Origin of the sequence: Mucilaginibacter sp. OK098 (assembly GCF_900142915.1) — a bacterium.
Taxonomy (GTDB): Bacteria; Bacteroidota; Bacteroidia; order Sphingobacteriales; family Sphingobacteriaceae; genus Mucilaginibacter.
The window spans coordinates 266,474-279,471 of sequence record NZ_FRCM01000007.1; the positions used below are offsets into that span (position 1 = coordinate 266,474).

The 12,998-nt window shown below is 38.9% G+C and carries 12 protein-coding genes and 1 tRNA gene; 6 read left to right on the forward strand and 7 right to left on the reverse strand.

What is annotated here, in order from left to right:
* Positions 1-34 precede the first annotated feature (34 nt).
* The 3 genes from BUE31_RS23765 (at position 35) to BUE31_RS23775 (ending at position 4,793) form a co-directional block, all read left to right on the forward strand.
* A complete protein-coding gene (locus tag BUE31_RS23765; RefSeq protein WP_073406345.1) occupies positions 35-1,276 on the forward strand; it encodes a multiheme c-type cytochrome in 1,242 nt (413 codons plus the stop codon).
* A gap of 408 nt (positions 1,277-1,684) precedes the next feature.
* Positions 1,685-2,113, forward strand: a complete 429-nt coding sequence (locus tag BUE31_RS23770) for a PepSY-like domain-containing protein (RefSeq protein WP_073406346.1) — start codon at positions 1,685-1,687, stop codon at positions 2,111-2,113.
* Positions 2,114-2,270: 157 nt separating this feature from the next.
* The gene (locus BUE31_RS23775; RefSeq protein WP_073406347.1) at positions 2,271-4,793 is read left to right on the forward strand and encodes a DUF5686 and carboxypeptidase-like regulatory domain-containing protein; all 2,523 of its coding nucleotides are present in this window, start codon (positions 2,271-2,273) and stop codon (positions 4,791-4,793) included.
* A 243-nt stretch (positions 4,794-5,036) separates the two neighbouring features.
* Here the strand turns inward: BUE31_RS23775 and BUE31_RS23780 are convergent.
* Together BUE31_RS23780 and BUE31_RS23785 are read right to left on the reverse strand one after the other, a co-directional pair.
* Positions 5,037-5,110 (reverse strand) — tRNA-Ala (locus BUE31_RS23780).
* 83 nt (positions 5,111-5,193) lie between these two features.
* Positions 5,194-6,489 carry a DUF885 domain-containing protein gene (locus BUE31_RS23785; protein WP_073406348.1) on the reverse strand — a complete coding sequence of 432 codons (1,296 nt, stop codon included), beginning with the start codon at positions 6,487-6,489 and terminating at the stop codon, positions 5,194-5,196.
* A gap of 739 nt (positions 6,490-7,228) precedes the next feature.
* On the opposite strand from BUE31_RS23785, the gene BUE31_RS23790 reads away from it, so the two are divergent.
* The 3 genes from BUE31_RS23790 to BUE31_RS31165 all read left to right on the forward strand — a co-directional run bounded on the left by BUE31_RS23790 (position 7,229) and on the right by BUE31_RS31165 (position 9,006).
* Positions 7,229-8,434: an MFS transporter gene (locus BUE31_RS23790; RefSeq protein ID WP_073406349.1), complete on the forward strand. Its 1,206-nt coding sequence runs from the start codon at positions 7,229-7,231 to the stop codon at positions 8,432-8,434.
* A 192-nt stretch (positions 8,435-8,626) separates the two neighbouring features.
* Positions 8,627-8,818 (forward strand): hypothetical protein, encoded by a 192-nt coding sequence (locus BUE31_RS23795; RefSeq protein WP_073406350.1) that lies wholly within the window; start codon positions 8,627-8,629, stop codon positions 8,816-8,818.
* A gap of 26 nt (positions 8,819-8,844) precedes the next feature.
* The gene (locus BUE31_RS31165; protein ID WP_159440736.1) at positions 8,845-9,006 is read left to right on the forward strand and encodes a hypothetical protein; all 162 of its coding nucleotides are present in this window, start codon (positions 8,845-8,847) and stop codon (positions 9,004-9,006) included.
* Positions 9,007-9,084: 78 nt separating this feature from the next.
* On the opposite strand, the gene lpxB is transcribed toward BUE31_RS31165, so the two are convergent.
* The 5 genes from lpxB to BUE31_RS23820 all read right to left on the reverse strand — a co-directional run bounded on the left by lpxB (position 9,085) and on the right by BUE31_RS23820 (position 12,849).
* A complete protein-coding gene (gene lpxB, locus BUE31_RS23800) occupies positions 9,085-10,197 on the reverse strand; it encodes a lipid-A-disaccharide synthase (protein WP_073406351.1) in 1,113 nt (370 codons plus the stop codon).
* Entirely contained in the window at positions 10,194-10,457 is a 264-nt protein-coding gene (locus BUE31_RS23805; RefSeq protein ID WP_073406352.1) for a hypothetical protein, read from the reverse strand. Before BUE31_RS23805 ends, lpxB begins: the two co-directional genes overlap by 4 nt.
* A 3-nt stretch (positions 10,458-10,460) precedes the next feature.
* The gene (gene surE / locus BUE31_RS23810; protein WP_073406353.1) at positions 10,461-11,234 is read right to left on the reverse strand and encodes a 5'/3'-nucleotidase SurE; all 774 of its coding nucleotides are present in this window, start codon (positions 11,232-11,234) and stop codon (positions 10,461-10,463) included.
* A 168-nt stretch (positions 11,235-11,402) separates the two neighbouring features.
* On the reverse strand, positions 11,403-12,551 hold the full coding sequence (locus tag BUE31_RS23815; protein ID WP_073406354.1) for an acyltransferase family protein: 1,149 nt from the start codon (positions 12,549-12,551) through the stop codon (positions 11,403-11,405).
* A gap of 112 nt (positions 12,552-12,663) precedes the next feature.
* Positions 12,664-12,849 (reverse strand): CsbD family protein, encoded by a 186-nt coding sequence (locus tag BUE31_RS23820; protein ID WP_073406355.1) that lies wholly within the window; start codon positions 12,847-12,849, stop codon positions 12,664-12,666.
* Positions 12,850-12,998 lie beyond the last annotated feature (149 nt).

Below are 12,998 nucleotides of genomic sequence, written 5' to 3' on the forward strand. Positions count from 1 at the left end.
TACAGGCACTAATTAATAACATTGGCACACTATAATGAAAAGTAAGCGCATTTATTTTTTAATACTGATTTGTTTGGTGCCCATTGCTGCCATTTATATCCAATATATAAATCAGTCGGAAAAAACAGATGCCAGGGGGGATAACTATGCCGGTTCGGATAAATGCATAAAGTGCCATAAAGCCGTTTATACGGCATACTTGGAAACAGCGCATTATCAATCATCCAAACCGGCATCTGCCCATAACATACATGGAAGTTTTGATAATTACCACAACGTTTTTTCAATTACCGAGCACTCAAAAGTGATTATGGAAAAGCGCGGCAACAGCTTATACCAGGTTGCTTATGAAGATGGGAAACAGGTAAGGGCCGAACGTTTTGATATTACATTTGGCGGCAGAAAGGCAGAAACATATTTATATTGGAAAGACAAACAGTTGTTTGAGCTGCCAATCTCATACTTCACCTCTTTGAAAAGCTGGACAAACAGCCCTGGCTATGTTCCAAAAGAGCATGCCTATTTTGACAGGCCTGTAATACAGCGCTGTTTTGAGTGCCATAGCAGTTACATAGAACAATTGCCAATTACCAACCTGGAAAAGCAGGAAGCCGAGTTTAATAAAAGTTCAATTGTTTATAGTATTGATTGCGAAAGGTGCCATGGCCCTGCTGCTAACCATGTAAATTTTCATACGGCTAATCCGGATGAGAAAAAGGGAAAGTATATTGTTAAATATTCATCGTTAACAAGGGCACAAAAACTAGACGCCTGTGCAGTATGCCACGGCGGCGGTAAAGATGTTTACCTGGAATCGGTATTTAAATTTAAAATGGGCGATACGCTGTCAAAATTTAAAGAACCAAGCTTTTCGTACCAGGACCCTAACCCGGCAACGCTTGATGTTCATGGCAATCAAAACAGTTTGCTGGCGGCAAGCAAATGCTTTTTAATGAGCAATATGGACTGCAATACCTGCCATAACGTACATGTAAATGAAAGCGCCGACCTGGTTGCTTACTCACAAAAATGCATGAAATGTCATAATGAAACCAATCATAATTTTTGCAAAATGGCCCCTAAGTTAGGTACATTGATCAAAAATAATTGTATTGACTGCCACATGCCGCTAAAACCATCAAACGAGATCTCAGTTGCATCAAAAGGCGGCAAAAAGGAAATACCTTACCTGGTACGAACACATCACATTACCATATACCCGGAAGAATCAAAAAAGATATTAGCATTTGTAAGCGGTAAGGCAATTGGTAAATAATCGCCATTCTTAAACAGGCAATGGGCCGCTGTTAATATATACCCTTTCTTTTAAGAGCCCACTGCAATAAATAATATCCTTTCTGATTGTTTTTAGCGTTTCAGGATTTTGGCCAAGCCGTTAATTGAGACAAAGAATTATTCCGTCATCTGTAATTAATTGATAGCTTAATACGTAGTTGTATAATCAGAAAGTATTTGAAGTACCACTCTGCATTTTTAACAAATCAGGTAGAAATTAATGTTAAAATTAGTTAAATGATTTTCTGGCAGGTGAAATACCAAAATAAACCAGAATTGATCCGGATGTTTATGTAACAAATCCATTACAATACTTACAGGTAATTCTATTTATCCCTGTTTAAAATTATTGGCAAGCTATTATTGAACACAAATAAAACAAATAAATATGAAGAAGATCATCTTAAGTATGTTAATGGGAGTGGCAGCAATCACTGCTGTAAGTGCCCAGAGAGTAAAAAGCCCCTTTGTTCCGGCAACAGTAAAATCGGCGTTAACTGCAAAGTATCCCGCTGCTGCCGACGTAAGCTGGGAAAAGGAAAAGGGGAACTATGAAGCAAACTGGGGTGGTAAATCAGGGGAAGATATGTCTGTACAGTTTACACCGGATGGGGCTTTCGTTGAACAGGTAGTGGCTATAAAGGTGAGTAATTTACCAGCTGGTGTTATCACTTATGTTAAACAACATTATAAAGGGGTTAAAATAACTGAGGCCGGTAAACTAACTGATGCTAAAGGCACCCTAATGTACGAAGCCGGGGTAAAAGGTAAGGACCTTGTGTTTGATGAAAAAGGCAATTTTCTTAAACAAGATTAATTTCCATGATTAATGATTCCACCTATTTTGGCAGCCTGTTATGGGCAGCCATTTTTAATTTCAGTAAATTCAATAAAGTTTTGCTTAACTTGAATATGTATTGCAATATTGACGGGCATATGCCTTTGCACCAAATTAACTTTTGCTAAAATCACCTATGATAAAACTCTTTGCTGGATCATTGCTCTTCCTTTCCATTTTACTATTAGGAAGTCAGCAGGTTATTGGGCAAAAAGTAATTATTAAGGGTAAAATAACAGATGCAAAAACTGGTGAGCCTGTTACTTATGCTACCATTGGTGTTAAAGGAACAGAGATAGGTACAAGCACAAATTTTGACGGCTTTTTTAAATTGGAGTTTATAAAAAAGAGCGACTCTATTACAGTAAGCTGCATAGGATATTTGCAGCAATCATTTCTGATTGGCCGTGCATCTGTACAAACTATAAATATTCAGTTAAAACCGTCCTCCCAATCACTGAACGAGGTCAGGATCACACCGAAAGGTTATATGAACCCGGCCTGGGCAATTTTAAAGGAAATGGTTAAGCATAAGCCGGTGAACGACCCGCGTAGTATAAAATCTTATCAGCTGGAAAGCTATAGCCGCATTGAATTGGACGCGAGCAACTTCAGTTCTAATTTACTGAAAAAGAAATTTATCCAGCAGGCAATTTCAATGGCAGATAGTATGAAAATAGCAGGGGTTGATAATATGCCTGTGCTCCCGTTATTTCTTTCAGAAACCGTTTCTGATTTTTTTTATCAAAGTAATCCGGAGGCTAAGCGGGAGGACATAAAAAAAACAAAAACAAATGGCGTTGGTTTTGAAGACGGTGCCCTGCTTGCACAGTTAACAGGCAGTACTTTTCAACAATATAACTTCTATAAAAATTTCGTTAGCGCCGCAGGAAAGGAATTTGCATCCCCAATTTCTGACGGTTGGAAAAATTGGTATGACTATGAACTGGAAAATCGAAATGCCATAGTGGATGGAAAAACCTGTTACCAGATCTCCTTTAAACCCAAGCGCTCCCGGGATCTTGCTTTTACCGGTACAATATGGATAGCGCAGGAGAATTATGCTTTATACCAGATCAAGGCAACTATTGAACCATCAGCAAATTTAAATTTCATCCACCGGATCTCTGTTCAGCAACAGATGGACGGCAAGACACCTGACAGGCCATGGTTGCCGGTAAAAACCCGTATTTTAGTGGAGGTTGAGCAACTTTCGAGCAACTCAAGCGGCCTGCTGGCCAAATTTTACACTGTAAATAAAATAATAAATACCGACGGGGTTTATCCACCTGACTTTTTTAAGGATAATATTACCGTAGACCCGGATGCACGACAATCCGATAATCATTTTTGGGACATGAACAGGCCCGATTCGTTAACGAACGCTGAAAAATCGGTGTATAGTTTGATTGATACGGTTAAGACGCTTCCAACGATTAAAAACTACCTTACAGCTGCAGATCTGCTGATCAATGGCTATTACAGGGCTGGCAATATCAGCCTGGGGCCTTTCCTGAATACTTATAGTTATAATAATGTGGAAGGAAACCGGATCAGGCTAGGGTTCAAAACAAATTCAGATTTTGATAAAAAATGGATATTGGGCGGTTATGTTGCTTATGGTTCTAAAGATCTGGACGTAAAATATGGCGCTTCAATAGATTATATACTATCCCGGAAGCATTGGACAGAAGCGGGTATCAGCTTTACGCATGACCTGAACCAGGTGGCCTTATTGAGTGACAATTATTTGTACCAACGCAATAACCTATTTTCTGCATTTACGCGATTTGGCCGTATTGATAAACGAAAAGTATTTGATCAGGATTTGTTGAACTTCTATGTCCGCCGTGACCTGTTTAAAGGTTTTACAGAAAAGATCAGTTTTTCACAGTGGTCTTTAGATCCGTTATTCCAGTTTAACTTTAATGACCCAAAAGGTGGCATAAGCCAGCAGTTATTTGTTTCCGAATTTCAGTTTGAAACCAAATGGTCTCCTGGGGTTCAACCCCTGATTTCAGAAACTATCAATCGTCCGGTCAGTATTAAAACGGATGTTTCCAAGCCTGAATTTACTTTCAGGTACACATTGGGATTGAAGAATTTATTCGGCAGTGATGTTACCTATCACAAATTCAGTTTTAATATAACCCAGACCTTAAAAATGGGTAGTCTTGGAAGAGGGAAATATTCATTTTCGTCGGGCTATATCCCTTCAAGTGTTCCTTTTCCTTTATTGGAAAATCACCTTGGCAATACCACCTTCATTTATAACCCAAATGCCTTTAACCTGATGCGCTTTTTTGAATTTGCCAGCGACAAATACGCCAGTTTGAGTTATACGCAGCATTTTGAAGGGCTGCTATTAAACACGATACCCGTAATTAAGAATTTTAAATGGCGCCTGGTTGGAACAGCAAATATTTTGTATGGCAGCATATCACAAACTAACCAAAATAATATTCTTGACCGCAATACCCTTAAGTTACAAGGCCTGGGTACTACTCCGTACGTTGAAGCAGGTTACGGAATTGAAAATATCTTTAAATTCTTTAGGGTCGATTTTATCCATCGCCTTACTTACAGGGATAATAACAATGCTTTGAATGGAAGTGCTAAAAACTTCGGGATTAAGATTTCAGCACAGATCAGGCTCTGATCCAGTAAATATTAAGGGAATGATCCCTTGATGTTAATCTGACACAACTCTAAATATTCCAGAAAAATTGTTCGCCGGCTGATGAAAAAAAGACTTAAACCATGGCTTACGGCTATTTTCAATCCAAATAATTGTATTTTATATTGGGTTGGCTTGTTTTACTTGACGGGAAGTTTTGGAAAAATGTTTTACTTGAAAGAAAAAAGGCATTTACATGTTTCGTAAATGCCTTGATTATTTAAGTGGAGAATATCGGAGTCGAACCGATGACCTCTTGCATGCCATGCAAGCGCTCTAGCCAGCTGAGCTAATCCCCCAAAATTGTGGAGTGCAAATATATATCTTTCGGGCAGAAATCCAAAGCTGTTTTAAATTCATTTATTACTTGCAGGCTATAGTCCTATTCAGCTTCAAGTACTCGTTCTTTCACCATAAATACAGGCAGCGAGCCAAGGTTAAGGATTCGGTCGTGAAAGTTTCTGATATTAAACTTAGTGCCTTCCTTTTTTTGCAGTATTTGTTTCCATTCCATTATCTGGCCAGCTCCGTATTTATAGGTAATGCACTGCGCCGGCCAGCGCTTTACACGGGCTATTTCGCGCATGGCAATATCGTCCTGGTTTTTAATGTTCTTTTTCCAAAAAGAAAGGGCTTGCTCATCTGTCCAACCGTAATAATTAAGGCCGATATCCATTGGTACCCTTACAGACCTTACTATATCCCATTCCCATTTACCAAGCTCGTCATACCGGGTTTTATAAGCGCCAAGGTCTTTTCCAAGTTCCTCCACATAAGCCCCCCAGCCTTCCTCTAATCCTAAATAATAAAAAAGCTGCTGCACCTTTGATTGTTTTATGGCAGCATTTATGGAAGATTTATAATGATGCCCAGGTACCGCTTCATGAATAAAAAGCCAGTCAACCTGTCTTTTATTATAGGGTTTATTAAACTGGTTATAATAAAATACGTTGTTATCATAATAACCCGGGGCTTGCGCCATTGCTTCATTTGTGCTTTGTTCAATTTTTAAAGGCTGTATTTTGTGCTTATTGAACACATTACCCATATTTTTATAAATGACCGCCCGTGTTTGCTCAAAATACTTCAATACATCTTTTGGGTCGTTAATAAAAAACTCCTTATCATTTAAGTGTTTGTAAAAACCGTCTTCGCTTAAACCGCTTTGACTACGGATGGCTTCGATATGTCCTTGCACCCTTTTTATTTCCGTTAGTCCGAATTGGTAAATTTCATCAGGCGTAACATTGGCGCTAAGCCATCTTTTTAAAAAATACTTATACCAGGCTTTCCCGTTGGGGATGGTGTACAATCCTCCTGCAGAAATTTCTTTTGGTTTATTTGCGTCCCATTGTTTTTCCAGGCTCAGCCGTTCCAAATTCATACTGGTTTCATAAGCTATAAGCTCATAGTCCTGTTTTTGGCTTTTGCTCAAGCCCTCTGCGGAGAGCTTTTTTTGTTCAGCCTTAATAGTTTCGAAAAAAGTTATCTGTTTTTGAATTTCATCTGCCGGTTTTATTTGTTTCAGGGCAGTTACATAACTAAGCTCCATTTGCGGAATTTTTAGCGCAGCATATCCTTTTACAAATTTATCAGCGAACTGATCAAAGGTTTCAGAAGCTTTAAAGCCGGTTAAGCAAAACAGGGAAACATATAAATAGATCAGTTTAAGTTTCATTTTATAATTGTTGGGCTCTCTTAATTATTGCGGATCAAAGTTATAAATATACATGATAAGGTGAGCGGCCCGACGAATTACAAAAAACCCTTAAAACAAGTAAAGCCCCTGATGGGCAGGGGCCTTTACTAACCAATTATAAACCTAAATTATGAGAAGACTTTTTTAATATTTTGATGGTGTAAAAATAACACTATCTTTTCATATAAATCGAATTTTTTTGTAATTTTTTTGTAAAAAACTTCTTTGCTGCTATTCGATTAACAAAAATACAAACATTTTGTTAAAAATATAATAATTAGCAAAAAAAAGTTAAAATTATTTATCACTTACTTATATCTAACAATATTAAGCATGCAAAAACAATTTTATTTCACATAAAATAAGCTTTTATAAATTTTTTACTGAAAATAACAATAAAAAATTGCTGATTTTTCTTTTAAAAAACAGATAAGCAAGCAACATACTCTAAAAAACAATCTATAAATATAAAATTATCTGATTTTTCCTCTTTATATCACAAAATATCTACCAATCAATTGAAAAACTAAATAATTTCAGACTTAACGGCAAAACTTTTTAATAATTGTCTCCGGCTTACCTTAATTAAATTTTCAAAAACAAGGCCCTCCTTTAAAAAGTCTCTTGAATTGGTATAATGCGTTGTAAAAAATTGCGCAAATCAAACATCATTTTAAAAATGCTTTATCACTTTTGCGGATAATTTTTTCAATTACCGATGAATAACAATGCCCTCCTTAAAAAACATCCGGAACTAACCACTTTAACGTTGTGGATAATGACTATTGCAACCAGCCTTGTAGTAGCTAATTTATACTATAACCAGCCTTTGCTTGAAGATATTGCCCGCACTTTCAATACAACCCGCGCAAGGGCAGGCCAGGTATCCGTGCTTACTCAAATAGGTTATGCCACAGGTTTATTTTTCCTTGCTCCGCTTGCCGACATGGTGAAACGTAAGCGTTTAATGATAATTGTTTTTGCATTCATTATACTATCCCTTTTACTTACCGCCCTGGCTCCAACTATTAATGTGCTTATTTTTGCAAGTTTTTTGATAGGTGCAACCTCCATGATCCCCCAAATATTAGTCCCCATGGCTGCACACCTGGCCAAACCTAATGAACGCGGAAAAAAGATCGGGGTTATTATGAGCGGCTTGTTAATTGGAATTTTGCTATCGCGAACCTTTAGCGGTTATATTGGCGAGTATTTTGGCTGGCGGGCAGTGTATTATATAGCTGCCGGTATAATGTTATTAATGTGGCTGATGATCGGTTTGTTTTTACCCGAGGTTGAGCCAGATTACAAAGGCACCTACAAACAATTAATGGCATCACTCGCCCACCTGGTTAAGCACGAGCCTAAATTACGGCTGGCAGCTTTACGCGGTGCCCTCTGCTTTGCGTGTTTCAGTGCTTTTTGGACTACTATTGTGTTTTTACTAAAGCAAAACTTTAACATGGGCAGCAGCGTAGCCGGGGAGTTTGGTCTTATTGGCGCATTCGGAGCAATTGCCGCTGGATTAATGGGCAGGTTAAGCGATAAAATGGATGCCTATAAATTATCAGGCTTTACACTGTTACTGATCCTCATCTCATTTATCATCTTTATTTTTTCGGCACATAGTATTGCCGGTTTAATTATCGGGGTGATTATTATGGATATGGGCGTACAGGCAACCCATATTTCTAATCAGTCGATAATTTTCGCTTTAAAACCCGAGGCGCGGAACCGCATCAATACCGTTTATATGGTAACTTATTTTATAGGCGGATCTGTTGGAACCTTTTTTGCCACCCAGCTTTGGAAAAGCTATCAATGGAATGGCGTATGTATTACAGGGATCACTATATCAATAATAACACTGGTTATCCATTTTCTAAATCATCCTAAACCCGTAAATAAACCTGTAAGCGCTTAGCTTTTGACTACTGTTTACAACAGGTGTACTAAAATATTATACATTAAACTACACAAATAATCATCCTTCAATACAGGATGATTATCTTATTTATGCTGTATATCACCACTTTGTAAAATAAACCTGAGCTAACAATGACTATTCTTTGCTTCAATCAAAATTTTGGCACTGAATTGGACTACTATAAATCAAATGCAATACAGGATGGCACTTGACAGCAAAAAGAATCGCGAAGGCGAAGAGAAAGAATGGGAAAACCCTGTTGATCCGGCTAAGACTTCGGACGAGCGGGATAAAGAGCAGCTTTTAAGACAATACAAAGAAGCCAAGCGCAGGAAAGATAACCTGACAGAAAACAACGAAACTGAAAAACAAACAAAATAAACCATTAACTAAAAGAACACCTACCTATGAAAACTTATAAAAAAACCACCCCCAGTAAATTATTAGCAAATTTTGATGCCGAATTAATGAACTTGCTAACTAACGATTTGAAGTTATTTATGGCAAGAAATCCATTTTTAATGAGCAAGAAACAGGCTATGGTACAATCTACCCTGTCAGTAGCCTGACCATCATATATCTACCTGTTGAAAAACAGAACTAAAAATTACCTATGAAAACGATAGCGCTTTGCAATTTGCAGAGCGCTATTTTTTTGTAGCGTATTTGATGATGAGCGCTGCTGTTTTAGCCGAAGCGCCTGGTGTGCCCATTTTTACATCAAGCTCATCATAATCACCCATCATTCTGCTCCTGTAGTTTTTGTTATCTATGATCTTATCCAGCTCGGCAGTTATATTTTCTGTGGCGCAATCTTGCTGGATCAACTCTTTTACAACCAGCTTGTCCATTATCAGGTTCACCAGCGAGATGAATTTTATTTTTACAACCAGCCGGGCAATACCAATTGATACCGGGTGCCCCTTATATACAACTACTTGCGGCACATTAAACAGGGCGGTTTCCAGCGTTGCTGTTCCGGATGCCACTATTGCCGCATCTGCGTTATTGAGCAGATCATAAGTAGCGTTGAATAAAACCGGGATATCTTTTCCGATGATAAATTGCCGGTAATAGTCCTCCGTAAATGACGGTGCGCCTGCAATAACAAACTGATGATTCGGAAACTGATCTGTCACGCCTAGCATTTCAGGCAACAAACGGCTGATCTCCTGCTTACGGCTGCCAGGGAGCAAAGCAATGATCTTTTTTGGAGGCAGCTTATTATTTATGATAAAGTTTTCGTCGGGTTTAAAAGCCGCCACTGCATCAAGCAAAGGGTTGCCAACATAATCAACCTCCATTCCCCACGCTTTATAAAAATCAACTTCGAAAGGCAGGATACAAAACAGGTGATCAACTATCCGTTTTATTTTCAGCACCCGTTTTTGGTTCCATGCCCAAACTTTTGGCGAGATATAATAGCAAACCAATAGGTTATTATTTTTGGCGAATTCGGCAATTTTTAAATTAAAGCCGGGAAAGTCAATCAAGATCAAAACATCCGGTTGCCAGGCGGCTATATCAGCCTTGCAAAACTTCAGGTTTTTTAAAATGGCATTCAGGTTAAGCACAACTTCAATAAAACCCATAAAGGCCATATCTGCATAATGCTTTACCAGGGTTCCGCCTTCGGCCTGCATCAGGTCGCCGCCAAAAAAACGAAACTCTGCCTGTTCGTCGCGCTCTTTTAAGGCTTTCATCAAATTAGCCCCATGCAGATCGCCCGAAGCTTCGCCGGCTACCAGGTAATACTTCATCGCAAATGAACTTTAAAAATGAATACCAGCAACATTATTATAAAAGTAGCCAGCATGATGCCACGGGCGGTTTGGTCAAGCTCTTTTTTAAGGATAAAACGCATCATTATCAAATTCAAAGCAATAGCTGCAAAATAGGGCAATGCAGGGCGATTGATGATCTCCACGTTAGTTTTTAATAAATATGCCGCACCCCATGCAATAACAGGAAATATAAGGGCGGCTAAAATGCCGGTGATGAAACTATTTTTGTTTAGCATGGCTTATATATTAAACTTCCATCCATTTAAAACCTGGATAGCATGGTGTGCCGTCATATCAAACTGTACCGGCACTACAGAGACATAATTATGTTCCAGTGCCCAAACATCTGTATCCTCGCCATTGTCGCTGGTTTGAAAAACACCGGTGAGCCAGTAGTACGGGCGGTTATGCGGATCCATCCGCTCATCAAACTCTTCTGCCCATTTGGCATTGGCCTGACGGCTGATCTTTATCCCTTTTATATTATTACCTGCCGGGAAGTTTACGTTTAATAAAGTAGCTGTAGGTAAGCCATGCTCCAAAACCTGCAAAGCTATCTCCTTTACATATTTTAAGCAATGCGAAAAATCAGCCTGTAAGGTATAATCGTCCAATGAAAACCCGATAGACGGGATGCTTTCAATAGCGCCTTCAACAGCTGCCGACATGGTACCGGAGTATAGTATATTGATAGAATTATTTAAACCGTGGTTGATGCCCGAAACACACAGATCAGGCTTTTTCCCTTTAAAAATCTTATTTACTGCAAGCTTAACACAATCAACAGGCGTGCCGGAGCAACGGTACATTTCAACCCCTTCGTAAATATCAACCTGGTCTAACCGTAATGGTTTGCCAATAGTAATGGCATGGCCCATCCCTGACTGCGGGCTATCAGGTGCCACAACTACAACCCTGCCGATCTCGGCCATGGTATCCATTAAAGCTTTTATACCGGGTGCGGTTATTCCGTCATCATTTACAACAAGTATGGTGGGTTTGGATTTTTTCATTTCATGCAAAATTAATACATTTAACTTATGCCAGCGGATGAAATGCACTAATGCTACCTGTTGCCTATCAGCTAGAGACGCGATGCATCGCGTCTCTAGCTGATAGGCAACCCTGGAAAAACGGATAAATGGCGTATAAAGACGCGAAGCATCGCGTCTCTACAATTATTAAATCACCTTCCTCACTCCCGGGATCCTAACAATCCCAGCAGCCAGCAAAAAACTCCCAACAACAGCCAGCGGCCCAACCACTAAAAGTTTTAACGCCGGATCAACTGACCAATCTCTAACTACCATTGATAGCGAAATAAGCACCAGCGGGTGAAAAATATAAACAGCAAACGTGTACCGGGATAATTTATCAAGGATGGCTGATGGCTTGTTCCACAGTTTTTTGCCATAACAAAGTAGCATGGTTATTATTGAAAAGCCAATTACCTGTTCCCAAACTGCGTATAATAAGGACTGCCAGTGCCATCCGCCGGAGAACCAACCGAGCGGCATATCCAGTTTTATTTTGATGATATAAAATAAAGGGAAACAAAGGATCAGGAATATTACCAGTATCAGCATTTGTTTACCTGTTTTTGGAGATAAAGTATTTAACCAGTTGTTTTTATAAGCCATTAAACCAAATATAAACAGGGCAATATATTGCGAAAAATGCCCCGGCTGAAAGCCAAGCGGCTTTAACACCCAGCCAACCGGGAATGTGGTTCTTACCAAGAAGCTAATAAAGCCTACTATTATGGCATGTAAAATGATGATGCCTCCTGACGGTGCCGGCAAGTTTTTTGAAGCGCTATTTTTTATAACTGCCCGCCATAGTACATAAATAAGCGTAAACAACAAAAGTGCAGCAACAAACCAAAGTACGCCAAAATCAATCCAGGAATGAAAACCACTTAAGTACTGCATGTAAGTAATATGATGACCTTCCGCAAAATAATAAACCAGGTAACTCAATATAGGTGATAAGATAAGCGAATAAAACATCAGCGGCAAACCTAACCGCAGCAAACGATCGCTTATAAAGCGTACAGATCCTTTCTTTTCAAACGAAGGACCAATAAAGCAGGCTGATAGAAAAAAGAAAAAGCCCATAAAGAAAGCCTGGTTGATAGCCACAAACATCGTCATTGGAATAAGGGCACTTGCGTTGGTTGTTTTTTGACTATAGTACCATCCACCCGGAGCCCCATAAGTAATAAAAGAATGATGCAGGATCACCAATACGGTAAGCAACACTTTCAGGTGGTTGATATAATAGATCTTTTTAGGCTGTTCGGGAATAAGAGCTGATTGTGAAGCAGACATAAGCTTTTGAAAAGGTTAAATAACATCCCAATAGACACTTAATACATTAGATAGTTACAACAAGCACAAAAAAAGGGAGACTCCCGCCTCCCTTTTCAAAGTTTAAATGTCCTTATAAACTATTGAGCCACTTTACCAGCTCATCGCGCGTTTTTCCTGTTTTTTTCTGAAGCTTTCCTAAGGTTTCGTCATCCTTACCTTCTTCGTGGATTAGGTCGTCATCGGTTAGATCGCCGTAAGCTTGTTTTATTTTACCCTTCAACTCGTTCCAGCCGCCTTTTAATTCTAATTTGTCCATGATGTTTTTTATTTAGATGTGTTTGAATAACATCCGGGACATCATTTTGGTTTGAGAAAAGAGAGACAAGAAGTCAAGAATCAGGATTCAAGATTAAAAATACAGGGATGGTTCTCATCATTCTTTCTTGATTCCTGACTCTTACAATC